Source organism: Pseudomonas sp. p50(2008) (genome assembly GCF_015351605.1).
Lineage (GTDB): Bacteria > Pseudomonadota > Gammaproteobacteria > Pseudomonadales > Pseudomonadaceae > Aquipseudomonas.
In genome coordinates this window covers 214,789-238,668 of record NZ_JACMYF010000005.1, presented here as the reverse complement: position 1 = coordinate 238,668, position 23,880 = coordinate 214,789, and the positions used below count along the sequence as shown (strand labels likewise).

At 59.2% G+C, this 23,880-nt stretch carries 22 protein-coding genes; 16 read left to right on the top strand and 6 right to left on the bottom strand.

Translation table 11 applies throughout. From position 1 onward, the window contains the following. Positions 1–90 precede the first annotated feature (90 nt). On the top strand, positions 91–309 hold the full coding sequence (locus H7698_RS15855) for a DUF2970 domain-containing protein (protein WP_162439339.1): 219 nt from the start codon (positions 91–93) through the stop codon (positions 307–309). A gap of 7 nt (positions 310–316) precedes the next feature. Here the strand turns inward: H7698_RS15855 and H7698_RS15850 are convergent, their stop codons facing one another. Further along, positions 317–1,390: an ABC transporter substrate-binding protein gene (locus H7698_RS15850; protein ID WP_194692032.1), complete on the bottom strand. Its 1,074-nt coding sequence runs from the start codon at positions 1,388–1,390 to the stop codon at positions 317–319. Between the two features lie 522 nt (positions 1,391–1,912). Between H7698_RS15850 and H7698_RS15845 the strand changes: the two genes are divergently transcribed. Both H7698_RS15845 and H7698_RS15840 read left to right on the top strand, forming a co-directional pair. After that, the gene (locus H7698_RS15845; protein ID WP_162439324.1) at positions 1,913–3,571 is read left to right on the top strand and encodes a nitrite/sulfite reductase; all 1,659 of its coding nucleotides are present in this window, start codon (positions 1,913–1,915) and stop codon (positions 3,569–3,571) included. Further along, positions 3,555–4,049, top strand: a complete 495-nt coding sequence (locus H7698_RS15840) for a DUF934 domain-containing protein (protein ID WP_162439323.1) — start codon at positions 3,555–3,557, stop codon at positions 4,047–4,049. Before H7698_RS15845 ends, H7698_RS15840 begins: the two co-directional genes overlap by 17 nt. A 43-nt stretch (positions 4,050–4,092) precedes the next feature. Here the strand turns inward: H7698_RS15840 and H7698_RS15835 are convergent, their stop codons facing one another. Beyond that, the gene (locus tag H7698_RS15835; RefSeq protein ID WP_194692031.1) at positions 4,093–7,956 is read right to left on the bottom strand and encodes a dermonecrotic toxin domain-containing protein; all 3,864 of its coding nucleotides are present in this window, start codon (positions 7,954–7,956) and stop codon (positions 4,093–4,095) included. A 235-nt stretch (positions 7,957–8,191) separates the two neighbouring features. Then, positions 8,192–9,214 carry a protease SohB gene (gene sohB / locus H7698_RS15830; RefSeq protein ID WP_162439321.1) on the bottom strand — a complete coding sequence of 341 codons (1,023 nt, stop codon included), beginning with the start codon at positions 9,212–9,214 and terminating at the stop codon, positions 8,192–8,194. Between the two features lie 203 nt (positions 9,215–9,417). Between sohB and H7698_RS15825 the strand changes: the two genes are divergently transcribed. The 6 genes from H7698_RS15825 (at position 9,418) to H7698_RS15800 (ending at position 16,251) form a co-directional block, all read left to right on the top strand. After that, the gene (locus H7698_RS15825) at positions 9,418–10,128 is read left to right on the top strand and encodes a histidine phosphatase family protein (RefSeq protein ID WP_194692030.1); all 711 of its coding nucleotides are present in this window, start codon (positions 9,418–9,420) and stop codon (positions 10,126–10,128) included. Between the two features lie 64 nt (positions 10,129–10,192). Next, positions 10,193–10,507 carry an SCP2 sterol-binding domain-containing protein gene (locus H7698_RS15820; RefSeq protein ID WP_162439319.1) on the top strand — a complete coding sequence of 105 codons (315 nt, stop codon included), beginning with the start codon at positions 10,193–10,195 and terminating at the stop codon, positions 10,505–10,507. Positions 10,508–10,800: 293 nt separating this feature from the next. Continuing rightward, entirely contained in the window at positions 10,801–12,648 is a 1,848-nt protein-coding gene (locus tag H7698_RS15815; RefSeq protein WP_194692229.1) for an amidohydrolase, read from the top strand. A 398-nt stretch (positions 12,649–13,046) separates the two neighbouring features. Beyond that, positions 13,047–13,910 carry a LysR family transcriptional regulator gene (locus tag H7698_RS15810; protein ID WP_194692029.1) on the top strand — a complete coding sequence of 288 codons (864 nt, stop codon included), beginning with the start codon at positions 13,047–13,049 and terminating at the stop codon, positions 13,908–13,910. 107 nt (positions 13,911–14,017) lie between these two features. Next, a complete protein-coding gene (locus H7698_RS15805) occupies positions 14,018–15,163 on the top strand; it encodes an SRPBCC family protein (protein ID WP_194692028.1) in 1,146 nt (381 codons plus the stop codon). Continuing rightward, complete coding sequence (locus H7698_RS15800) at positions 15,160–16,251, top strand: SMP-30/gluconolactonase/LRE family protein (RefSeq protein WP_194692027.1); 1,092 nt, start codon at positions 15,160–15,162, stop codon at positions 16,249–16,251. Before H7698_RS15805 ends, H7698_RS15800 begins: the two co-directional genes overlap by 4 nt. 234 nt (positions 16,252–16,485) lie before the next feature. Here the strand turns inward: H7698_RS15800 and H7698_RS15795 are convergent, their stop codons facing one another. Further along, the gene (locus H7698_RS15795; RefSeq protein ID WP_194692026.1) at positions 16,486–16,728 is read right to left on the bottom strand and encodes a hypothetical protein; all 243 of its coding nucleotides are present in this window, start codon (positions 16,726–16,728) and stop codon (positions 16,486–16,488) included. A gap of 109 nt (positions 16,729–16,837) precedes the next feature. Next, the gene (locus tag H7698_RS15790; protein WP_162439314.1) at positions 16,838–17,080 is read right to left on the bottom strand and encodes a YdcH family protein; all 243 of its coding nucleotides are present in this window, start codon (positions 17,078–17,080) and stop codon (positions 16,838–16,840) included. Between the two features lie 206 nt (positions 17,081–17,286). On the opposite strand from H7698_RS15790, the gene H7698_RS15785 reads away from it, so the two are divergent. Further along, the gene (locus H7698_RS15785) at positions 17,287–17,808 is read left to right on the top strand and encodes a DUF4142 domain-containing protein (protein WP_162439313.1); all 522 of its coding nucleotides are present in this window, start codon (positions 17,287–17,289) and stop codon (positions 17,806–17,808) included. Between the two features lie 70 nt (positions 17,809–17,878). Here H7698_RS15785 and H7698_RS15780 read toward each other — a convergent pair whose 3' ends face one another. After that, on the bottom strand, positions 17,879–18,139 hold the full coding sequence (locus tag H7698_RS15780) for a hypothetical protein (protein WP_194692025.1): 261 nt from the start codon (positions 18,137–18,139) through the stop codon (positions 17,879–17,881). A 261-nt stretch (positions 18,140–18,400) separates the two neighbouring features. Between H7698_RS15780 and H7698_RS15775 the strand changes: the two genes are divergently transcribed. From H7698_RS15775 to H7698_RS15750, 6 genes are read left to right on the top strand one after another with little or no spacing between them, the layout of a single operon-like run. Continuing rightward, a complete protein-coding gene (locus H7698_RS15775) occupies positions 18,401–19,252 on the top strand; it encodes an STAS domain-containing protein (protein ID WP_194692024.1) in 852 nt (283 codons plus the stop codon). 4 nt (positions 19,253–19,256) lie between these two features. After that, positions 19,257–19,619: an STAS domain-containing protein gene (locus tag H7698_RS15770; RefSeq protein WP_162439310.1), complete on the top strand. Its 363-nt coding sequence runs from the start codon at positions 19,257–19,259 to the stop codon at positions 19,617–19,619. Continuing rightward, positions 19,616–20,020 (top strand): anti-sigma regulatory factor, encoded by a 405-nt coding sequence (locus tag H7698_RS15765; RefSeq protein ID WP_194692023.1) that lies wholly within the window; start codon positions 19,616–19,618, stop codon positions 20,018–20,020. The genes H7698_RS15770 and H7698_RS15765 overlap by 4 nt, the downstream gene beginning before the upstream one ends. After that, on the top strand, positions 20,017–21,027 hold the full coding sequence (locus tag H7698_RS15760) for an ATP-binding protein (protein ID WP_194692228.1): 1,011 nt from the start codon (positions 20,017–20,019) through the stop codon (positions 21,025–21,027). The genes H7698_RS15765 and H7698_RS15760 overlap by 4 nt, the downstream gene beginning before the upstream one ends. Further along, on the top strand, positions 21,020–21,895 hold the full coding sequence (locus H7698_RS15755) for a sensor histidine kinase (RefSeq protein WP_194692022.1): 876 nt from the start codon (positions 21,020–21,022) through the stop codon (positions 21,893–21,895). The genes H7698_RS15760 and H7698_RS15755 overlap by 8 nt, the downstream gene beginning before the upstream one ends. After that, positions 21,885–23,828, top strand: coding sequence for a response regulator (locus H7698_RS15750; protein WP_194692021.1), 1,944 nt, complete (start codon positions 21,885–21,887; stop codon positions 23,826–23,828). Before H7698_RS15755 ends, H7698_RS15750 begins: the two co-directional genes overlap by 11 nt. Positions 23,829–23,880: the final 52 nt, after the last annotated feature.

Sequence of the window (23,880 nt, the reverse complement as noted above, 5' to 3'; positions counted from 1 at the left end):
ACATAAATAGTGTCCGCGAAGTGCGCAATGACGGCACTCGTTGGCGAATTGTCTATGCTCTGTAAACGTGACTTTCGTAACGAGGGATTTATGGACGATCCGGTCGACAATAAACCGCCCAGCTTCTGGCAGATGCTCCACAGCGTCATGGCCGCGGCGTTCGGGGTGCAAAGCGGAAAGAATCGCGCCCGCGACTTCACCCATGGCAAACCGAGCCACTTTGTCATTCTGGGAATTTTGTTCACAGCGGTGTTCGCGTTGACGCTGTTTGCCATCGTCAAACTGATTCTGCATCTGGCAGGCGTATGACGCGGCGTTAACGCATCAACGTTTGCAAGGTGAATGGATAGCGGTAGGAAGTCGGCTTACCTTTCGCGGACAGGCGGCGGAAATCGACGCCGTAATCTGTCGATGTCTTCATGGCCAGCAATTGCCGCGCCTGCGTCTTGTCAATCACCTGTAACAGCGAGATCTTTCGATCACGGCCACCGTACTGGCTCAGGTCGACCCCCTGATCAAGGTCATGCAACTCCACCAGCGCCCAGCCACCCAAAGTGAAATGCCCCCCCAGCAACGCGCTCAGCCGCCCGTCGATCTTTGCCTGCAACGCCTCGGGCGAGGTGTTTACCGCGCTGAACAGCGCGTCCTTGCCTGGCACGCCCCCCGCCTCCAAAAACGCCTGCATGGCGCCAAACGCCATTTCATCATTGGCCGACCATACCAGCGACACCTTCGGATAGCGCTGAAACAGCAGCTTGGCCTGTTCATGCGCCCGTTCCCGGTTCCAACCGCTGTAAACCAGCTGGCGCAACCGCACCTCAGGGTGTTCGGCCAGGGCACGCTGCATGCCTCGTTCGCGCAGTTGTGCCGACGGTGTGATCTTCAGGCCAGAGAACGCCAGCAATTCAATCACCTGGCCAGGCGCCACGGGTGGATGCTGGCGAATCAGCTCTTTGAGCATCAGGTAGCCGCCCTCCTCATCGTTAGGGACCAGGCTACCCAACAAATCAGGCCGCTGGCCCACCAGGTTCAACTGATCAGGCGTCAACGACGCATTGACCATGAACAGCTTCACGCCGCTGCCTTGGGCCATGCGCATGATTTGCGGGGCGACATATTGTTCGTTGACGAAGACCAGATAGTCCGGACGATCGGGGCCTTGCAGTACTTGGCGGGCTTGCGCCAGCGTCCGCTCGGGCATGCGTTCGGCATAGAGGGTTTGCAGATCGATGCCCAAATCATCGGCGGCCGCCTGCATGAACTGCGTATAGGTGACCCAGAACGTTTCATCAGTGGCCCCCGGGTTCAGGAACAGCACCGACTCGGCTCGCGCAACCTGACCGTAGACTGCAAGGGTCAGCAGCAGGAAGGTGTAGAAAAATTTGAGCATTGATCGTCCGGGCCCCGAAAATCCGCCGGGCATTATAGCCGGCGGACTCCCGTAAAACGGCGCTCACTACGGTTTTTGTCCAACAATCGTCGGAACAAGGCCCGGACGAGGTCGTTTATTGATGACTGACCCAGAAAATCGCAGTGCCCACGACCAGGATAATCAGGAACAAAATGGCCCAGGCATCCACTGTGCTATCGGGTTTCGAAGCTTTTGTAGGGTTGCTCATTGCATCGCCTCTTGTCGGTTTTATCGGTGATTGCACGAAGACTCGATCACAGTTAAGACGATGATTGCCCACACCACAAACGCGGGTTTATCAACAACGATCCTCGTTAGTCGTTTTGGTTCTTTACATATACTCAAACATCACTTTTGCGCATAACTGCAAACTGGTATCTTGCCCCGGCTCCGTTGGGAGTGCGCGGCCGTGCGCGCAGAATTGCCGAGGCAGTATCGGACTTCAGCAAGTCACTAAAAGCCGCTGGAACCGACCGGCCCAAGCCTGAGAACAGGACTTATATGTACGTATACGACGAGTACGATCAGCGGATCATCGAGGACCGCGTCAAGCAGTTCCGAGATCAGACCCGACGCTATCTGGCAGGCGAGCTGAGCGAAGAAGAATTCCGCCCCCTGCGCCTGCAAAATGGCCTTTACATCCAGCGTTTCGCGCCGATGTTGCGGGTCGCGGTGCCTTACGGCCAGCTGACTTCGCGCCAGACGCGGATGATGGCCAAGATTGCCCGTGACTTCGACAAGGGCTATGCCCATATCAGTACCCGGCAGAACGTGCAGTTCAACTGGCCAGCACTGGAAGATATTCCGGACATCCTGGCTGAACTGGCCACGGTGCAGATGCACGCTATCCAGACCAGCGGCAACTGCCTGCGCAACGTCACCACCGACCAGTTCGCCGGTGTCGCTGCCGACGAATTGATCGATCCGCGCCCCTGGTGCGAGATCGTCCGCCAGTGGACGACGTTCCACCCGGAATTCGCCTACCTGCCGCGCAAGTTCAAGATCGCCATCAACGGGTCGACCTCGGACCGCGCCGCCATCGAAGTCCATGACATCGGCCTTGAGCCGGTGCACAACGCCGCAGGCGAACTGGGTTTCCGCGTTCTGGTCGGTGGTGGCCTGGGCCGTACGCCAGTGGTGGGCGCGTTCATCAACGAATTCCTGCCGTGGCAAGACCTGTTGAGCTATCTCGACGCCATCCTGCGTGTGTACAACCGCTATGGCCGTCGCGACAACAAGTACAAAGCCCGGATCAAGATTCTGGTCAAGGCGCTCACGCCGGAAGTGTTCGCGCAAAAAGTCGACGCGGAAATGGAACACCTTCGCGGTGGCCAGACCACGCTGACCGACGCCGAAGTGCACCGTGTCGCCAAACACTTCGTCGACCCGGACTACAAGTCGCTGGACAACCTGTCCGCCGAACTGGCCGAACTCGACCAGCAGCACCCTGGCTTCGCTCGCTGGCGCACGCGCAACACCCTGGCCCATAAGAAGCCGGGTTATGTCGCCGTGACCCTGTCCCTGAAGCCGACCGGTGTTGCCCCGGGCGATATCACCGACAAGCAGCTCGACGCCGTGGCCGACCTGGCCGATCGTTACAGCTTCGGTCAACTGCGTACGTCCCACGAGCAGAACATCATTCTGGCCGACGTTGAACAGAGCCAACTGTTCGCGATGTGGGGCGAATTGCGCGAGCAAGGTTTCGCCACACCAAACATCGGCTTGCTGACTGACATCATCTGCTGCCCGGGCGGTGATTTCTGCTCCCTGGCCAACGCCAAGTCGATCCCGATTGCCGAGTCGATCCAGCGTCGTTTCGACAATCTGGACTACCTGTTCGACATCGGCGAACTGGACCTGAACATCTCGGGCTGCATGAACGCCTGTGGTCACCACCATGTGGGCCACATCGGCATTCTCGGGGTGGACAAGAAAGGCGAAGAGTTCTACCAGGTCTCCCTGGGTGGCAGCGCCAGTCGCGATGCGAGCCTGGGCAAGATCCTCGGCCCGTCCTTCGCCCAGGACGCCATGCCCGATGTGATCGAGAAGCTGATCAACGTGTACGTGGAACAACGTACCGAAGACGAGCGCTTCATCGACACCTATCAACGTATCGGCATCGACCTCTTCAAGGAACGCGTCTATGCAGCGAATAATTAAGAACAACGAAGTCGTCGACGAAACCTGGCACTTGCTGCCCAAGGATTTCAATATCGACGAGATCAGCAACTGCGACGACCTGATCGTCCCGCTGACGCTGTGGCGCGAACACGCCCGGATGCTCAAGGCTCGCGACGGCGGCCTGGGCGTTTGGCTGGATGCCGATGAAGAAGCCGAAGAAATCGGTGAAGACGTGGACAACTTTCAGGTCATCGCCCTGAACTTCCCTGCCTTCACCGATGGTCGCAACTACTCCAATGCGCGCCTCCTGCGTGACCGTTACGGTTTCAAAGGTGAGTTGCGGGCGATTGGCGATGTGCTGCGCGACCAGTTGTTCTATCTGCGTCGCTGCGGTTTTGACGCCTTTGCATTGCGCGCCGATAAAGACCCTTACGAAGCACTGGAAAGCCTCCAGGACTTCTCGGTGACCTATCAGGCCGCCACTGACGAACCGCTGCCACTGTTCCGTCGCCGCTGATCGTCAAACCTTGAACCCCGCCCGGGGTTCAAGGCCCCCTCTCCTATTCCGCGTTTAACGGAAACGGGCGTCCCATGGACACCCAGTCCCGGTAAAGCCTCGCCCGATTTTCCAGCGCGATGAAAATCGCAAACGGATTATCGGCATCCGCTTCACTCACCTCCACATCCTGAGCCAGCTGAGTCCACAACGCTTGCGACGCATCGGCTTCACCCAGCAAACGCCAGACTCGTGCCTGGAGCGTCAGGTAATCCACCCGAAAGTCCGCCGTCAAACTCAGGCCGCTGATGGTTCTCAAAAAGCGTGAGCCAAACCGCTTGTCTTCCAACCGTAACCAGATCGAAAGCCTGGCGTGGCGTTGTTCTTCGTCGGCGACCTGCAACCACTCCTCGACGTCCCCATAGTTGGGCCCCGGTTCGCCCAGCCAGAGGTTGATGCCGGTTTGTTGGCGATGCTCCACCAGGCGCAACAAGGTGTCTTCCTCGGTCAATGGATTGCCCTGCAACAACACACGCTCCGGTGTGATGGCCTGGTTCAGGATGGCCGGTGGCACCCTGGCGATCTGATTGTGTCGCAGGTCCAGCAGGTCCATATGCGGTGGGTCCATGATCCCTATCGGGCATGAGGTGATCTGGGTATTCCTCAGGTTCAACCAGCGCAAGTCTTCCATGCCCACTATCAAGGGCGGAACCCCCAGCGGGTTGTCACTCAAGTCCAGTCGTTGCAACAGCTTCAGCTCGCTCAGCCGAGAGGCCATTGTTTCGGTGAATGCCAGATGAGTGGACCTGAGATTCAACGACGTTAGCTGTCGCAACTTAAACAGTGTGGGTGGAAAGGTGCTGACAAGATTTCCGCCTTCACCGAAAAGACGAAGGTCCACACTTTCAAGACTCAACGTGCGCAAGTTTGGAAAAGCCTCCAGAAAATCACTCAAGGTCTCGCGCTCGAACACGTGAAAACCCCGCATCGACAGCTCGGTCACATCGTCAAGTCGAATGTTCAGCGCCGGTAAACGATGGAAATCCTCGAACTCCAGATCGATCTTGAAGCCCGTCAAATGGCTGCCTGAATAATGCGCCTGTTCTTGCGCCGCGCGCTTTTGCCAGATGGCTATCAATTCATCCGCCAGTTCGGCCCTGGTTTCTCGTTCGTAGCGCACTGTGTCCTGGAGCAACGCCAGGTTATGCGCCTCAACCTCCATGGGGGTCATTCCCTGCGCCTCTGCATCTCCGACTTCCAGAAAGTCCAGGTCCATGTCTTCGACATCGTCGGCTGATTCATCGATCCAGCCGGTCAAATCGCTGTTCAATTGCTGAAACTGCTGCTGCAATCCATCGATATGCGCCTGGGCGCGTGTACCCACCCGATGCAGCACTTCATCGACCTCTGCAGTGGAAAATTCAGGGTAAATGTCCTTGAGCTGCAGTCGCATCATTTCATGCGTCATAGCCTCGGCCTGAGGCGTATCGGGAAAACCACCGCCTCTGAGCCCCTGGGCCTCAAAGGGAAGTTGACTGTCCATCCTTGCCTTGCCGAGCATGAATTGCGACCGGGACAGGGCGTGATCACCTATCTTGAGCCTTAGCTCACTGGCCTGATCCAGCGATGTGAGGCGCATCGCTGCGCGCTCACTGTCAGACAACACCCCGAGAATGGCGCCGTAAAAGTCCGTTTGCAGGGCGTTGTCCTGGTAGTGGTTTCCTGTCTTGATCAGGCGCCGGACATCCGGAGCATCGAGTGGGCCTGTACGATCGAGCACTCGCCCGACAGCGGACTGGTCCAGGACGTCGACCCGAAGATTATCCGGCCAGCCGGGGAGATTTTTGAGCGAGTGCAAGGCCAGCGTATCCGACTCAGGGTTGAGCATCGAACGAAGGTACAGGCCCTCGTACGCTCGATTGAGCCGAACGTGCTGCTGATACTGACGAGCTTTGCTGTCCAGTCGCTTGAATACGAGCAGTGCTTCGTCAGCCTTGGGTGGTTCCAGAACATCCACACCATAGCGATCAAGCATTTGTTCGATCGCGCTTTTGGGCAGGTCCGGGTACTCACGTTGAAACAACCGGACCCATTCATGCTCCGACTGTTGAAGTGCTTGATAACGGCTGTTGAACAGCTCCGGGCGTCCTGCCAGCCCCAGGTCCTGATCGATCCGAAAACGGCTGATCGTATCCGCCAGCAACGGAGTTGGCGGGCGTCCGGTTTGCATCAGGCGCAGCATGTCATCATCAACGGCGCTGACCTTGCCGATCTGTGCCAGCATTTCATCACTGAAGGTGGCGACCGACGGGCCGACGCCCCGCAGCAGTACCAGGCGAGTCGGTATCGTGGAAGTCGGACCCGCGGGGATATGCGGCGCACTCGGGGCGACAGAAGGTTCGCCGGCGCGGTGATCGGTTTTCGCCAACACTTCAATATCAATTCCATCACCCTTGGCCAAGGCCGCGCCCCCGGCGATCGGCAGTGCATTGAGCAAGCCGAACACGGTGCGCGTCACACCTTCGGAACGCTCGCTTGCCGTTTCGCCGTTGATGGCCTGATCCAGACCATAGCCAGCATCGATCAGCCCCGCCAACGCAAGCAGGCCTTCGCCCCCCGGAACGAACAAGGCCAGGGGACCAAACCGGTTGATCCATTGCACGATCGGCTCGACCACAGCGCTCAAATTATCGCTATTGACCTGGGCATCGTCACGAATGGTCTTGATGCTGGCCAACGCTGCCTGCTTCATGGACAACACCAGCTGCGCAAACGGATCGGTGTCTGCGTCGGCGTCATCAAAGCCGATGTAATCGGCAGGGTCCCAGTAGCCATCATTGTTGAAGAAGCCGGCTTCTTTGCTGAGCCGGTGTTCTTTCGGGTACATCGCCATACCCTCCAGCGCCGTAAGAACGCCGGCGTGGAAGCTACCGTCGATGCGATCTTCATCGGTAAAGTGCGCCGCCAGTGCCTGTTTCGTTTCGCCAGCGCGGCCCTGCGCCACCACCCATTGGCGCAGATGCGCGGCGTCGGTGAAGTCATGCAATGGCGATGAATTGCCGGGGATGTACATCAAGAGCCGGGCGCTGGACTGGCTGCGCAAGACCCAGATATCGCGCGCGGTATATCGATAGAGCTTCAAGCGACGCGCCGTGACTGCACCGCGGGCCAAAGTGGGTGCCTGCAGCTGATCGACCGTTAATGTTTCCCAAAGTTGATCAGGCGATAACCCGGCGGCCTGCAGGGCCATTTCCAGCCCCTTTTTGGTCAACCGTCGTTCACCGCGCTGCAGCCAGGCACTCATCACAAAAGCGGCCTTGATCGAGGTCCTCAAAGCGTAAGGCGCAGGCGCCAGCAGCACCTCGTCTGATGGCCACGCTTGATCAACGTATGCGCTGTACAGGTCCTGCAACTCCAGTTCCCAGACCCACTTCTTGAAATCAGCCGGCCTCAGGGCCAACTGCGTTTCGGGTCCGTAGGTCTGCGGAACGGTTTGCCGATAGATGCCCTCATAGGTTTGGTGGTTACCGCTACCGTGGTAGGCGAACTCATCGACCTTTTCCACGATCCGAACCTGCGGGCCAACCTCCGGAGGAGTGTAGAGGCCGAACGCTGTTTCGCCGAAGCGTCCGTCACCGACAGTCTGGTAATTGAGCAGCAGTACCTGAAGAAGCGATTGTGAGTTTGCGACCTGCCCCTGATGAATTGCGCCCTGAGCAGGATGCCCGTTGTAATCGTAATCGAGTGTTACCAGCAAGGTGGTCTGTGGGTCGATGCCCTGCCCCCATTTTTCCTTGATCTGCTGCTCACCGAACTGGTCAGGGGTTTGTGGCAACGCAAGGTCAACGATGCCTTTCAGATCGTTGCGCATTTGCCAGGTTGGGGAAGGATGGGGTCCGGCGACATCATCATGCGGGAGCTTGCTCATAGTGCATTCCATTGCAATTCATAGAGCGTTCACACTACTTCAGCGAGTACTGTGCAAAAGCAGGAAAGAGCGGAAAACTCGCTCGGAAAAATCCTCAGTGAATACAGAAACCGGCTACCAGACACGAAAAAACCGGGTGTGCCCCGGTTTCGTTGTTCCAGACAATGGATAGACAGGCAACCACTCAAAGGGCCTTGTACCCGTACACGGTATCAAGGCCCTTGCAGCGTGTGATTTACCAGAAACGTTGTTGAGTCAACCGGCTCCACCAGGTCAGCAAGACACGGTCAACTGAACCGCTGGCCGCCATGCCAATGCGCTCTTGCAGCGTTTTACGTTCGGCGTAGTGCAGGTGATACAGCTCGGATTTTTTGGCCCGCTCGGCGAGGTATTCATCGCTGGTCTTGAGTTCGTCCACCAGTTGCATGTCCAGCGCCGCGATACCCAGCCAGATTTCGCCCGTGGCCACTTCGTCGATGGCCAACTGAGGACGGTAGCGGGACACGAAGTTCTTGAACAACTGATGGGTAACGTCCAGGTCTTCCTGGAACTTCTCGCGACCCTTATCGGTGTTCTCGCCGAACACGGTCAAGGTGCGCTTGTATTCACCGGCGGTCAGCACTTCGAAGTCGATGTCGTGCTTTCTCAACAGGCGATTGACGTTGGGCAGCTGCGCAACCACACCGATGGAACCCAGGATCGCAAAGGGTGCGCTGATAATCTTCTCGCCGATGCACGCCATCATGTAGCCGCCGCTGGCTGCGACCTTGTCGATGCACACCGTCAGCGGCACGCCCGCGTCACGGATGCGCGCCAGTTGCGAGGAGGCCAGACCGTAGCTGTGCACCATGCCGCCGCCGCTTTCCAGGCGCAGCACGACTTCGTCCTTGGGCGTGGCCAATGTCAGCAACGCGGTAATCTCGTGGCGCAGGCTTTCAGTGGCTGATGCCTTGATGTCGCCGTCGAAATCGAGCACAAACACCCGGGGTTTGACTTCAGGCTTCTTCTTTTGCTTCTTCTCGGTCTTGGCCTGGGATTTGCGCAGGGCCTTGAGCTGGTCCTTGTCGAGCAACGTCTGCTCCAGGCGGTCGCGCAGGCCCTTGTAGAAATCATTGAGCTTGCTGACCTGCAATTGGCCGGCCGATTTGCGTCGGCCTTTGCTGCGCAACGCCGCGAAGCTGGCCATGACCACCAGAATGGCGACCACCAGTGTCACGGTCTTGGCCAGAAAACTGGCGTACTCGGCAAAAAACTCCACAGGGACTCCTTCAATACTAGGCGCGGCTTAAACAGGCGCGGGATATGTCCAGCATACCCATGCGCCGGCTTGTCGACCAGCCGCGAAACCTCTGGCAACAGGCCTGCAACGGGCATTTCAAACAAGCGTATGTTTTTTCATTGACAGCTCATCGCCATCCTCATAACCTCGCCAAACCTTCAACGTAGCGGGATGACGTGGACGTGGGCAGCATCTATCTGATTCGACATGGCCAGGCCTCCTTTGGTGCAGACGACTATGACGTCCTGTCGCCGACCGGTATTCGCCAGGCAGAAATCCTCGGCCAACACCTGGCGGAGCTCGGTATCAGCTTTGATCGCTGCCTCTCGGGCGACTTGCGTCGCCAGCAACACACGGCCAGCAGTGCGCTTGAGCAGTTCGCTGCCGTGGGCTTGCCCGTCCCGACCCTGGAAACCGATGCCGCATTCAACGAATTCGACGCCGATGCGGTGATCCGCGCCCTGCTGCCGGCCATGTTGGAGGATGAACCTGAAGCCCTGCATGTCCTGCGCAACGCCGCGCAAAACCGCGCCGAGTTCCAGCGCATCTTCGCTTTGATCATCGAGCGCTGGCTGGCCGGCACCTACGACACGCCAGGACTCGAAAGCTGGCTGGGGTTCGTCGAGCGCGTGCAAGCGGGTTTGCAGCGCATCCTTGAACAGGCTGACAACACCCAGAAAATCGCCGTGTTTACCTCCGGCGGCACCATCACCGCCCTGCTCCACCTCATTACGCAAATGCCTGCCCGCCAGGCCTTTGAATTGAACTGGCAAATCGTCAACACCTCGCTCAACCACTTGAAGTTTCGTGGTCGCGAGGTGGCCCTGGCTTCCTTCAACAACCATGCACACCTGCAACTGTTGAAGGCCCCGGACCTCATCACGTTTCGTTGAGTCCGGACTATTGTGACCCTGGCTGTAATCACCCAGCTCTAATTACCCAAGAAAGGATCGAACCATGACCTCCGTAGCTGACGCCGTACAAGCAATGAAAGCCAAGTTCAACCCAGCCGCTGCAGCCGGCCTGGACCTGGTATTCGGTTTCCGCATTGACGACACCAAGAACTTCTCGCTGATCGTCAAAGACAGCACCTGCGAACTGAAAGAAGGCGAAAACCCTGACGCCCAGGTGACATTGGTGATGGACGGCGAGACGCTGCAAGGTATCGTCGACGGTTCGACCGACGGCATGCAAGCCTTCATGGGCGGCAAACTGCGCGCCGAAGGCGACATGATGCTGGCCATGAAACTGTCCGAGCTGTTCCCGGCCTAAGCACGCCGCTCCCGACCTTCGGGGGCACGTCTGGCTGCAAACGAATCCCGCCCTTCGAGGCGGGATTCGTCGTTTTTCGTCCCGTTAAAACGCTGTCTGTGGATTTGCCGTCTATATTCCTTCTGGCCGCTCGCGTCAGACATCGGCCGCTTGCCCCCGATCGTTTTACGCGGAGCACTGCCATGAGCCCACCTGATGATCACGATGGCTACAACCGCCGACGTGTACTGCAAGGCCTGTCGGCGGGTGCCGTCGGTGCCTGGATCAGCCCGCTATTCGCAGGGAGTAAAACCATGCCTGATGCCCCGGCCGACCTCATTCTGTACAACGGACGCTTGCACACCGTCGATCGCAAGAAACCCCAGGCCAGCGCCGTCGCGATCAAGGACGGACGTTTCGTGGTGGTCGGCAGCGACGCCCAGGCCATGGCCCTGCAAGGCCCCGGTACACAAATCGTCGACCTCCACGGTCGCACGGTGATTCCCGGTCTCAACGACTCGCACCTGCACTTGATCCGAGGAGGGCTCAATTACAACCTTGAACTGCGCTGGGAAGGCGTACCCTCCCTTGTCGACGCCCTGCGCCTGCTCAAGGACCAGGCGGACCGCACACCAACGCCGCAATGGGTGCGGGTGGTCGGTGGCTGGAACGAGTTCCAGTTCGCCGAAAAACGCCTGCCGACCATTGAAGAACTGAACAAAGCCGCACCGGACACCCCCGTATTCGTTCTGCACCTCTACGACCGCGCCCTGCTCAACCGCGCGGCATTGAAAGTGGTGGGCTACACCCGCGACACCCCGAATCCGCCTGGCGGCGAGATCCAGCGCGACGCCAACGGTGAGCCGACGGGCATGCTGATCGCCCGCCCGAACGCGATGATCCTGTACTCGACCCTCGCTAAAGGCCCGAAATTGCCCCTGGAGTATCAGGTCAATTCCACCCGCCAGTTCATGCGCGAACTCAATCGCCTGGGGGTCACCAGCGCCATCGATGCCGGCGGCGGTTATCAGAACTACCCGGACGATTATCAGGTCATCCAGCAACTGGCCAGGGACAAGCAACTGACCGTCCGCATTGCCTACAACCTGTTCACCCAAAAACCCAAGGAAGAGCTGACCGACTTCAAAAACTGGACCAGCACTTCCCGTTACGGTCAGGGCGATGACTTTTTACGACACAACGGCGCCGGGGAGATGCTGGTGTTCTCGGCGGCGGATTTCGAGGATTTCCTCGAACCTCGTCCCAACCTGCCGCACACCATGGAACAGGAACTGGAACCGGTGGTGCGGCATCTGGTGGAACAACGCTGGCCGTTCCGCCTGCACGCCACTTACAACGAATCCATCAGCCGCATGCTCGACGTCTTCGAGAAGGTCAATCGCGATATACCATTCGATGGTTTGCCGTGGTTCTTCGACCATGCCGAAACCATCACCCCGCAGAACATCGAACGGGTCAAAGCCCTCGGCGGCGGCATTGCGATCCAGGATCGCATGGCGTTTCAGGGCGAGTATTTCGTTGACCGGTACGGCGCCAAAGCAGCCGAGCACACGCCTCCCATTGCGCGCATGCTTGCCGAAGGTATTCCGGTCGGCGCCGGCACCGATGCCACGCGGGTGTCCAGTTACAACCCGTGGACCTCCCTCTACTGGCTGGTCAGCGGCCGTACCGTCGGCGGCCTGGAGCTGTATCCCCAGGGCTTGAGCCGCGACACGGCGCTGGAGTTGTTCACCCATGGCAGCGCCTGGTTTTCGTCCGAACAAGGCAAGAAAGGCCAGATCAAAGCCGGGCAACTGGCGGACCTGATCGCGCTGTCTGCCGACTATTTCCACATCGAGGATGAAGCCGTCAAATGGATCGAGTCGGTGCTGACGATAGTGGATGGCAAGATCGTCTACGGCACGGCGGAGTTCGAAAAACTCGGGCCACCGCCAGTGCCGGTCGTGCCGGAATGGTCGCCAGTGGTCAACGTGCCGGGGCACTGGAAACCCCTGGCGCCGATGACGGCGCAAGTTCATCACTGCGTCGGGGCATGTGCGGTGCACGCCCACAGCCATGAACGGGCGCGATTATCCTCAGCGCCGGTCAGCGATTTCCAAGGATTCTGGGGAGCGTTCGGCTGTTCGTGCTTCGCGTTTTGAACGGCTACTGCCAGATAACCGAAGCCCCCTGTGGGAGCAAAGCTTGCTCGCGAAAACGATGGCACAGGCAATATCAATGTTGAATGATAAATCGTCATCGCGAGCAAGCTTTGCTCCCACAGGTGAACTCTGTGGCAGCGAAGTGGATGCTTTACCGCTGCAACAACAACGCCACCAACGCCGGCCACCCCGTTTGATGACTCGCCCCCAACCCGCGCCCGGTCGCCCCATGACAATACGCATGGAACAACACAAGGCAGGCGCTCGCAGGCGACTGCTGCGCCGCCGGACGGGGTGGTGCGGCATTCCGATAAATCTCCTCGCCACAGGGTTCGCCATCGGCTACACGAGTGTGGATTAACATTTACACTCTGCCCACCTCCCACACCGGCCACCCCATGGACATCGAACTCGCCCGCACCTTTCTGGAAATCGTCCGTCACGGCAGCCTCGCGGCAGCGGCGGAAAAACTCCACGTCACCCAGACCGCCATCACCGCGCGGGTGCAAAAACTCGAAACCCGGCTGGGCAGCACCTTGTTTGTACGCAATCGCGCCGGTGCCCGCCTCACAGCCAATGGCGAAGCGTTCGTGGTGTACGCCAACCAACTGGTGGAAACCTGGGAAGCCGCCCGCCGGGATTTGCCGTTGCCCGAGGGCTACCACAACGTGTTGCATATCGGTGGTGAGGTCAGCCTGTGCAACCCGCTGATGCTCAGTTGGGCCGGCGAACTGCGGGAGAAGATTCCCAGCCACGCGCTGAGACTGGAAATTCGCGACGGTGAGAACCTGTTGCGCCAACTGGAACTGGGCGTCCTCGACGCGGCGCTGGTCTTCCAGCCTGAGTATTGGCCACGGCTGCAAGTCGAGCAGGTGCTGGAAGAAAAACTCATCCTTGTGCGTCTGGTCGCCAAGCCAGACCCTTATGTCTACATCGATTGGGGCCCGGACTTTCGCCGTCAGCACGATGCGGCACTGCCGGACAAGGCCAAGGCAGCGTTGAGCTTCAACCTCGGCCCGTTGGCGTTGCAGTTCATCCTGGAACACGGCGGCAGCGGCTATTTTCGTACCCGGGTGGTCCAGAGCTATCTGGAAAGCGGCGTGATGGAGAAGGTGCCAAAGGCCCCGGAATTCAACTATCCGACCTATCTGGTGTACTCCCGTGATCGTGATTCGGCGACGTTGCAGCAAGCGTTCGAACTCCTGCGCGAAGTCATCAAGAACGACGATGACTGGTCGCAACGCTGGGACCCGCTGACCTGATGACGGTTTGCACCGGAGCATGGCGTTTGTGGCCTGAAGGTTGGTAAAGCCGAATGGCTGAAATCGGCTAATCTGCTGGGTGATAACCGTTAGATCAGGTGATTGCAGTGAGGCAGACCACCGATACATTCCGCAGCCGCTACCGAGCCGACATTCACCCGCGCTACAACCCCTGGTTGCACGGCACTTTCGTGTTGTTGTTCGGCGGCTTGGCCATCGGCGGGTTCTGGAGCACCGTGCATCAGGTTCAGCCGCTGGAATGGCTGGCCGTGCCAATCGCCCTGCTGTTCTTCAACTTCGGTGTGTACATGGTCCATCGCCACCTGGGGCACCACAAAAAAAGTTTCGCGCGGATGTTTTACGCACGCCACGCCGGCGACCATCACAGCTTTTTCACCCCCGGCCACATGACCTACGACAGTGCCCGGGACTGGCGGGTGATTCTGTTTCCGGCGTGGCTGATCGTGGTCCACACCGTCGTCTTCACCCTGCCCTTGTGGTGGCTTGTTTCACAGCTCAACGCCAACGTGGCCGGGTTGTTGAGTGGCTGCCTGGTGCTCGGTTACATCCTGTATGAAGTGTTCCATGCCTGCGAACATTTGCCTCCACGCAACCCGGTCACACGCCTGCCGTGGATTCGCCAGATGCGCCGTCTGCACGAATTGCATCATCGTCGCGAGGTCATGCAGGAACGCAATTTCAATATCGTTTTTCCGTTGATGGATTACCTGTTTGGCACCCTCTATTGGGAGCCGGAAGACACCACCACAGACTCGACGAGAATCGCCATGACGCGCATGCAGCACCAGATCGACATCGCCGGAAACCCGATTGCCGTACTCGCGTACGCCAGCACGGTGACCCGCTGGCCGGAGTGGCACCCTTCCTCCCTCAATGTCGATGGCCAAAGCGGCCCGCTGCATGCCGGCTCGCGATTTGAGGAAGACATTCGCGCCGGCGGGCGTGAGGGGCATTTGAGCTGGGTGGTCGATGAGTATCTGCCGGGACGTCGCTGGCGCGCTCGGGCACAAGGTGATCACGGGCTGTCGCTGGTGCTGACCTACGAGTGCGAAGCATCGGGCAGTGACACGCGTTTTGTGCGCACGCTGGAGTATCAGTTCAGCGGATGGGTCATGCGCATGGCCAACCGGCTGGTGCTCAAGCAGCGCATTGATCGCGAGTCTGCGGAGTCAATGCGCGCGTTGCGTGAAATGGCACAAAAACAGCTGGTACCGACAGGAGTCATCGTGTGAGTCGAGTGGTCAGGTTTCGTCATGTAGTGCTGCTGGTCATCGTCGCCATCGCGGCCTTTTTGCTGTTGATGCCCACTAAGGTCAAACCCGTGGCCTGGACACCGCCACCCGCACCTTCACTCACCAGCGGCATCTATGCCGACAACCAACGCCTCAAGGGTCTCGAGCCGGTAGGTGCGGCCAATATCGAAGGGCCGGAAGCCTTGCTGCTGGAGGAAGATTTCCTGATCACCGGCCTGCATGACGGCCGAGTGATCCGCACCAGCCTTGATGGCAAGACCACCAAGGTACTCGCCGATACCGGCGGACGCCCGTTGGGCCTGGCCCGACATCCGAATGGCCTGTTGGTGATCGCCGACGGGGTCAAGGGCCTGCTGTCCCTGGACGCTCAGGGGCAATTGATTCCTTTGACCACCACCGCCAACGGCGTGCCCTTCGGTTTCACCGACGACGTGGCCATCGACAAGTCCGGGCACTACGCCTACTTCAGCGACGCATCCAGCCGTTTTGGCTACGGCAAGGACGGTGAAGCCATCCTTGAACATGGCGGCGACGGCCGCTTGCTGCGTTATGACTTCCAGACCGGCAAGACGGCCGTGCTGCTGGACGCGCTGGAGTTTGCCAACGGTGTGACGCTGGGGCCGGACGATGCCTTTGTGCTGGTCAACGAAACCGGTGCTTATCGCATCACTCGTTACTGGCTGAGCGGGCCTAGAGCCGGCACTCACGACCTGTTCATCGATAACCTGCCCGGTCTGCCGGACAACCTGTCATTTAACGGTCAGATGCGCTTTTGGGTCGCTCTTTATTCCCCGCGCAATGCCCTGCTGGACGCCACCGCACCGCACCCGTTCGTGCGCAAGATGATCGTGCGGGCGATGCTGGTTTTACCTAAACCCGTCGAGAAGCGGGCCTTCGTTCTGGGACTGGATCTGGACGGTAAGGTGATTGCAAATCTGCAGGACGCGAGCAGCAATAACTACTCACCGATTACCACCGTGCGTGAATACGGGGACTGGTTGTACTTCGGGTCGCTGAAGGCAGATCACATGACGCGATTGCCGCTGGGCAAGGCGCTGGAGAAGTAATGCGATGGCCGGACGGGAGTGATCCTGCTCCAGCATTTACATCGCCTGACACGGCCTCATCGCGAGCAGGCTCACTCCTACAGGGGGCAGCGGCATAAACAAATTCTGTGCCCGGTAATGATCAAATGTGGGAGCGGGCTTGCCCGCGATAGCGGTGGGACATTCAACATCGATGTCGCCTGGTATCACCTCATCGCGGGCAAGCCCGCTTCCACAGGGGCTGTATGGCGCCCATCAGCGAGGGTCTATCTGACCATCGCGCACCGCATTATCAGTTTCTTCACGCACACGCTCAGGATCGATGGCGGTGACGTCGTCTTCGTCAATCGGCCGTACGCCTTCGTTATCCGGTAGTTCGTCGATGCCCGGTTCGTCTTCCGGGTTAACGGTCGTGCGCCCCGGACTCAGAGGTTCGGGATGGGTCGGAATGGGGTCATACCCGCCCTGCTCTTCGCTGGGGAATTTTGGTTCGTTCATAAGGCACCTCGAATGAAGCCGTGAGTGGAACTCTGTTCATTCGAGGTGCTGGTATTTGTCCCCGTTCCAATTTTTCAGTCACCGGTCGTCGGTGGCCTGGTATGGCAGGTCAGGACGGTGTCTGAAGTTGTTGAACGATCTTGTCCTTGACCTGCAAGCGGCGCTCCTTGAGCTTCTTCAGCGCATCATCACTGGGCGCATCCGACTTCGCAGTCTCGGCTTTGACAACTTCGGCGTCCGCCTGAACATACTTGTTGATCAGTGAATCCAGTAACGGATCCTTGGTGCGTTTTTGCTGGATATCTTCCTTTGAAAACTTGAGATCCTGATAAAGGTCGTGTGGCACCGGCATGGAACACCTCCGTTTGTTGATCGGTGGCAAGTGCGATCGATTGCGCTCACCAACCATCAGAATGGCCTCGGTTGGACGGTTCTGTCGAGGCCGGTGATGTCCGTTCGTCGCCCTGCCGGCAATGCGATAAAACCTTTATCCATCCAACAGCCTCCACTTAATAACGATCACTGGATCGCCTATAAAACCTGTGTGGAGAATGACCAATGGACGGATTCACCCTGCGTAACCTCGCCCTGGCCGTAGCCTTGAGCACCAGCATGGGCACGGCGTTCGCTGCTACTTCGAATGATTTCGTCGACAACGCTGCCAAAGGTGGCATCGCGGAAGTCGAGACCAGCAAACTGGCGCTGGAGAAGAGCTCATCAGCTGACATCAAGGCATTCGCCAACATGATGATCACTGATCACACCAAGGCGAACACCCAACTGGAGGCACTGGCGAAAAAGAACGACATCGAGGTGCCGGACACCACGACGTTCGTCAAGCAGGCCAAGGAAAAGATCCTCGAAATGCGCGATGAATCCTTCGATGCGGCCTATGCCAATAATCAGGTCAAGGCCCACGAAGAAACCATCGAACTATTCAAGAAAGAAGCCGGCACCGTCACTGACGACAAAGTAAAAGGCGCGACCGAACTGAAAGCGTTTGCGCAGGAAATGTTGCCAGCGCTGGAAAAACACCTGGATATGGCGAAAAAACTGCAAGCCGCCCACCCAAGTAAATAATCGCTGCACCCATGAAAAAGGCCGCATCCCCGGATGCGGCCTTTTTTATTGTCGCTCGAGAGCGCTCAACCTAGCCGCCGTCGGTATCAATGTCCGCGTCAGTGTCCTCACCGGGTTTGGCCCGATCAGGTTCCGGCTCGAAGCCCGGACTGAACTCGTTGTCGTTTTCGTTATGCTGGTTTTTCTGATCGACCTCGGTGTCGGCACTTTCCGGTTTGGCGGTCTGCTGCTGTTGCCCGACTTCGCTTGCCCCCGGCGTCTGCGGATCAATGGCCGGATCATTTCGATCAATTGCTTGATCCTGCCCTTGCGTCATTGAATCGTCTTTCATGATCACCTCGTAAAACAGTACAAATGCACAGCTGAAGCAGCCGGGCCTTGTAGATTCGAAGCCTTCTCTGACCGCAAGGTTCCATTGGATAATCACCTGCAGAAGTTGATCTCCTCCTCGGGTTGATCTGCTCCTACACTCGACTGTGTTTGAGATAAAAATTCCTGTGCAAGCGAACAACTATTTTGCACGGCAAATGTCACTGACTTGCGCCGATCAACATTTACGGAATCGGCCAACACTTTCAAGGAGTTCAGGCACATGGCGGCACTGCAGACCAGCACACTCGATGCGATGAAACACAACCAGGCGCAACTGTTGAATGATTGGACTCATCGCCTCGAAGCCAATGGTGCGACGCGCAACCTTAAAGAGCAGGACCTCAAGCAACAGACCACGGAACTCCTGCACCTGATCGTCTCGGGACTTGAAAGCGGCAACGGCCAGAATGTGGCGGCGCCAGGCTGGGACGAAATCCGCCTGTTTCTCGAAAAGCTCTCCCACAGCCGCGCCCTGTTGGGCCAGGACTCGCACCAGACCGCCAGCTTCATCTTCTCGCTCAAAGGCCCGATGTTTTCGATGCTGCAGAATCACTACCAGGACAACCCTGCGCTGCTGGCCGAACAACTCTGGGAAATCTCCGAACTGCTCGACGCCCTGGGCATGCACACCATCCGCACCTTCCAGAAGTCCCGCGAAGCGGTGATCAAGCGTCAGCAGGAAGAACTGCTGGAGCTGTCGACCCCGGTGGTCAAGCTGTGGGATGGCGTACTCGCGTTGCCGATGATCGGCACCCTCGATTCGCAGCGTACTCAGGTGGTGATGGAATCGCTGTTGCAGCGCATCGTCGACACCGGCTCCGAAATCGCCATTATCGACATCACTGGCGTGCCAACCGTCGATACCCTGGTGGCACAGCACCTGCTCAAAACCGTTACCGCCATTCGCCTGATGGGTGCCGACTGCATCATCAGCGGCGTGCGACCGCAAATCGCCCAAACCATCGTGCACCTGGGGCTGGACCTGCAAGGCGTGGTCACCAAAGCCAACCTGGCCGATGCCCTGAAACTGGCCCTTACCCGACTGGGCCTGTCCGTCAACAAGGCGGGCTGAGCCCATGGATCGCATCCCTATTTTGCAGATGGGCGACTTTTTGCTGGTGACCATTCAGGTCGACATGCATGACCAGTTGGCCTTGACGCTTCAGGACGATCTGTCCGAGCGCATCAGCCGAACCTCCGCCCGGGGCGTGTTGATTGATATTTCCGCGCTGGACATGGTCGACTCGTTCATCGGACGGATGATCGGCACCATTTCCGGCTTGTCGAAAATCATGGATGCCCAGACCGTGCTGGTCGGCATGCAGCCCGCCGTCGCCATCACCCTCGTTGAATTGGGGCTGACGTTGCCAGGCGTCAGCACCGCACTGAACGTCGAGCGCGGGATGAAACTGCTGCAGGATCGAGTACGCGAGCAATGAACGTGCGCAGCAGCGGCAGCCAACCCATCGCCATCGAACAGGACGTCGTCCTGGCGCGCCAGACGGCGCGCAAGCTGGCCACCGAGTGCGGCATGCGCCTGATCGACCTGACCAAACTGGTGACCGCCGTCAGCGAGCTGGCCCGCAACACCATGGTCTATGGCGGTGGCGGCGACATGGACTGGCAGATCCTCGAGGACAACGCCCGCACCGGTCTGCGCCTGATTTTCCGCGATGAAGGCCCGGGCATTCCCGACCTGAAGCTGGCCATGACCGACGGCTGGACCTCCGGCGGCGGCCTTGGGCTCGGCCTGACGGGGGCGAAACGCCTGGTAGAAGAGTTCGAACTCGAAACCGAGCCAGGCAAAGGCACTCGAATAACGATAACGCGATGGGCATGACGATCAGCGGTTCGATGACGCAGGTATTACCCATCGAAGACAGCAGCCAGATTGGCCACGCACGCCGTACCGCCCAGCAACTCGCGGAGAGAAATGGCTTCGACCCGACTGATTGCGGGCGCGTGGCGCTGGTGGCCACCGAGCTGGCGAGCAACATTCTCAAGCATGCGACCCGCGGCGAATTGCACTTGCGAATACTGCCCAGGGCCTCAGGCGCCGGCATTGAAATGATCGCCGTGGATCGCGCCGGTGGCTTCGACGTGGACGCCTGCCTGGCGGACGGGTTTTCCACCCGGGGCACTCAGGGCATCGGGTTGGGGTCGGTGTCGCGCCAGACTGAAGTGTTCGACGTCTACGCGGATGCCCGGGGCGCCGTGCTGTTGGCACGCCTGTATCCACGCGGCGACAAGGCGCCGGATCAGCGGTTTGGTGTCAGCCAGCACTCGCTGCACAACGACCCGGCCTGCGGCGATGTCTGGCACCTGGCGTTTGACGGTCCCTGCATCAGCGCGCTGGTGATCGACGGTTTGGGCCATGGCGAAGACGCCGAACGAGCGGGCCGTGCCGGTGAGAAAGCTTTCGCGCAGGCACCGTTTTCGACGCCGGTGCATCTTGTGGAAGACATCCATCGCGACATGCTTGGCACCCGGGGCGGCGCGCTGGCCATCGCGCAGTTTGACAGCCACCGGGATGCGCTGAGATTCGTCGGTATCGGTAACATTGGCGCCAGCCTGATAGAACCTGGAAAATCACGCGGCCTGGCCTCCCACCCCGGCATCGTCGGTGGCCAATATCGAAAGGCGCAACCCTTTGACTATGCTCAAGTGAACGGACAACTATTGATCATGTACAGCGACGGCCTGCAGTCCCGATGGAACCTGCAAGATTACCCCGGCCTGGTGCATCGCCATCCCGCCGTGATTGCGGCCATTCTGCATCGGGATTTTTGCCGGGGACGCGATGACGTCACGGTGGTGGTAATTGCTCTGGAGGCCGCCCATGGCTGATACACCCATGAGTCAGTTGGACGAGCAAACGGCACTGGTTGCACGCTTGCAAAGCGAAGCCAACGCCCTGCGCGAAGAGCTGGATGAAACCAACCAGGGCGTGTTGGCGCTGTACGCCGAGCTCGACAACCAGGCCGAAGAGCTGCGCCAGGCCTCGGACCTGAAAAGCCGTTTCCTGTCGTACATGAGCCATGAATTCCGCACGCCGCTGGGCTCGATCCTGAGCATCACCGGCCTGTTGACCGACGAGCTCGATGGCCCTTTGAGTGCCGAGCAACACAAGCAGGTGGCGTTCGTCAGCACTGCTGCGCGGGAACTCAGCGACATGGTCGACGACCTGCTGGACCTGGCGAAGATCGAAGCCGGGCGTATCAGCATTTCCCCGGCCTGGTTCGACATGTTCGACCTGTTTGCGGCCCTGCGCGGCATGTTCCGGCCGATTGTCGACGCCAGCGCCGTGGACCTGATCTTCGAAGAGCCCGTGGGCTTGCCCCGGTTGTATACCGACGACAAGAAGCTCGCGCAGATCCTGCGCAACTTCATATCCAACTCGTTGAAGTTCACCACACGCGGCGAAGTACGGGTCTCGGCGCGGCTCCAGGGCGACGCTCACGTACGCTTTGCGGTCAGCGATACCGGAATAGGTATCGCGCCGGAGCTACATGGCGCATTGTTCGAGGACTTCTCTCAGGTTGACTCCCCCTTGCAGAAACGTCTTCGCGGTACCGGACTCGGGCTATCCTTGTGCAAACGCTTTGCTGCGTTACTGGGTGGCGAAGTGGGGCTCGAAAGCAAACCCGGCGCAGGTTCGACCTTTTTCGTGATCATCCCGCTGGCCATTGCCATGGAACCTGCCGATGAAACGTGACATCCGCTTGCTGATCGTCGATGACAACGTGGCTACGCGCTATGCCTTGCGCCGGCGCCTGGAAAGCCACGGCTACGAGGTGCTGGAAGCAGGTACGGGTGGCGAGGGGCTGGACCTGATCGACAACGTCGAGCTTGATGCGTTGATCCTCGACGTCAACCTGCCGGACATGAGCGGTTTCGACATCGTGCGCAAACTGCGCTCCGAAAGCGCGACGGCGCTGTTGCCGGTGATTCACGTGTCGGCGGCGTCGATCCAGACGGGCGACATCATCACCGGTCTCGACGCCGGCGCCGATGCCTACCTGATTCACCCCGTCGACCCGGATGTACTGCTGGCGACCCTGCGCACCTTGCTGCGGGTGCGCGAAACCGAAAATGCCCTGCGTGAAAGCGAGGCGCGCTTTCGCGAGATCTTCGTCAATGTGTCCGCCCCCATCGCGGTGCTGGATGCACAACTCAACGTCCACGAATGCAACCATGCGTTCGCCCAGCTGATTCAAGACAACCTCGATCCAGACACCCTGCGTGAATGCTTCGCGCCAGACCAGGGCGCCGTCATCGACGAGCTGCGCCTGCGTCTGGCGTACGGCGAACGCTGGAGAGGCACCCTGAACATGCGCGTCCAGGGTGAGGTCCGTGAGGCCGAATGGCAGATTTCACCTTACCGCACCCCCGAACTGAGCCTGGTGTTCGTCGAAGACGTCACCGAGCACCGCCACCGCGAACGCTCGCATCTGGCTCGTCTCGATGACGCCACGACCCAACTGGCCAAGGAAGTCGCCGAACGCGTGCGCACCGAGGCCCAATTGCTGCAAGTGCAGAAAATGGATGCCTTGGGCAAGCTGACAGGCGGTATCGCCCACGACTTCAACAACTTGCTGACCGGCATCATCACCAGCCTCGAACTGATCCAGAAACGCGTCGCCGACTCCCGCACCGACAAGGTTCAGTTCTATGCCGAAGCGGCGTTGAACTCGGCCATGAGCGCAGCCTCCCTGACCCATCGCCTGCTGGCCTTCGCCCGTCAGCAGCCGCTGGATACCCGGCCCGTGGACATCAACGAGCACGTTCGCTCCCTTGAGGAATTGCTGGCGCGCACCATGGGTGAACGCATTGCCCTGAAGCTGGAGCTGACCTCCAAACCCGCCATCGCGCTGGTCGATCCGATCCAGCTTGAAAGTGCCGTCCTCAATCTGGTGATCAACGCCCGCGACGCGCTGCCACAGGGTGGCAATGTCTGGGTCAGCACCTACGCCGCCTACTCCCACGGCGACCCTAATCTGGCGGATGGCGCCTACGTCGCCCTGTCCGTACGCGATGACGGGACCGGCATCGACCACAGCGTCATCGACAAGGTGTTCGATCCTTTCTTCACCACCAAGCCGTTAGGCCAGGGCACGGGGCTGGGGCTGTCGACCATTTACGGCTTCGCCCGTCAATCCGGCGGCGATGCGCACATCCGCAGCGTGGCCCGACGGGGCACGGAAGTTACCATCATGCTGCCGGCCAGCTCCGACCCGACCATCAGCAAGGTGGCTCCGACCCTCGTCGACGCACAGGGTGAGGGTGAACATGTGTTGATTGTCGAGGACATGCCGTCGGTGCGCATGTTCGTGGCAGAAGTGTTGGTGGATGCCGGTTACCGATGCACCCAGGTGGGTGACATTGAAAGCGCACTTGAACGCTTGCAGAACGACCCGTCCATTGACCTGTTGCTGACCGATGTCGGCCTGCCCCGCATGACCGGCCGGGAGCTGGCGGATGTGGCGCGGGACTGGCGCGAGAAGTTGCCGATCCTGTTCATGACCGGCTACGCGGAAAACGCAATCAATCGTCAGGTATTTCTTGGTGATGGCATGGAGATGCTGGTCAAGCCGTTCCAGATCAGTGAACTGCTGGACAAGGTACGACGCACGATTGATGGCGGCTGACAGCCGCTATATCGATGCTGAATGTGCAGCCGCCATCGCGGGCAAGCCCGGC

Bases quoted from the DNA above. Each gene is read 5' to 3' on its own strand.
- H7698_RS15855 (WP_162439339.1), top strand. From the start codon at position 91: ATGGACGATCCGGTCGACAATAAACCGCCCAGCTTCTGGCAGATGCTC.
- H7698_RS15850 (WP_194692032.1), bottom strand. From the start codon at position 1,390: ATGCTCAAATTTTTCTACACCTTCCTGCTGCTGACCCTTGCAGTCTAC.
- H7698_RS15845 (WP_162439324.1), top strand. From the start codon at position 1,913: ATGTACGTATACGACGAGTACGATCAGCGGATCATCGAGGACCGCGTC.
- H7698_RS15840 (WP_162439323.1), top strand. From the start codon at position 3,555: ATGCAGCGAATAATTAAGAACAACGAAGTCGTCGACGAAACCTGGCAC.
- H7698_RS15835 (WP_194692031.1), bottom strand. From the start codon at position 7,956: ATGAGCAAGCTCCCGCATGATGATGTCGCCGGACCCCATCCTTCCCCA.
- H7698_RS15820 (WP_162439319.1), top strand. From the start codon at position 10,193: ATGACCTCCGTAGCTGACGCCGTACAAGCAATGAAAGCCAAGTTCAAC.
- H7698_RS15815 (WP_194692229.1), top strand. From the start codon at position 10,801: ATGCCTGATGCCCCGGCCGACCTCATTCTGTACAACGGACGCTTGCAC.
- H7698_RS15810 (WP_194692029.1), top strand. From the start codon at position 13,047: ATGGACATCGAACTCGCCCGCACCTTTCTGGAAATCGTCCGTCACGGC.
- H7698_RS15795 (WP_194692026.1), bottom strand. From the start codon at position 16,728: ATGAACGAACCAAAATTCCCCAGCGAAGAGCAGGGCGGGTATGACCCC.
- H7698_RS15790 (WP_162439314.1), bottom strand. From the start codon at position 17,080: ATGCCGGTGCCACACGACCTTTATCAGGATCTCAAGTTTTCAAAGGAA.
- H7698_RS15785 (WP_162439313.1), top strand. From the start codon at position 17,287: ATGGACGGATTCACCCTGCGTAACCTCGCCCTGGCCGTAGCCTTGAGC.
- H7698_RS15780 (WP_194692025.1), bottom strand. From the start codon at position 18,139: ATGAAAGACGATTCAATGACGCAAGGGCAGGATCAAGCAATTGATCGA.
- H7698_RS15775 (WP_194692024.1), top strand. From the start codon at position 18,401: ATGGCGGCACTGCAGACCAGCACACTCGATGCGATGAAACACAACCAG.
- H7698_RS15770 (WP_162439310.1), top strand. From the start codon at position 19,257: ATGGATCGCATCCCTATTTTGCAGATGGGCGACTTTTTGCTGGTGACC.
- H7698_RS15765 (WP_194692023.1), top strand. From the start codon at position 19,616: ATGAACGTGCGCAGCAGCGGCAGCCAACCCATCGCCATCGAACAGGAC.
- H7698_RS15760 (WP_194692228.1), top strand. From the start codon at position 20,017: ATGACGATCAGCGGTTCGATGACGCAGGTATTACCCATCGAAGACAGC.
- H7698_RS15755 (WP_194692022.1), top strand. From the start codon at position 21,020: ATGGCTGATACACCCATGAGTCAGTTGGACGAGCAAACGGCACTGGTT.
- H7698_RS15750 (WP_194692021.1), top strand. From the start codon at position 21,885: ATGAAACGTGACATCCGCTTGCTGATCGTCGATGACAACGTGGCTACG.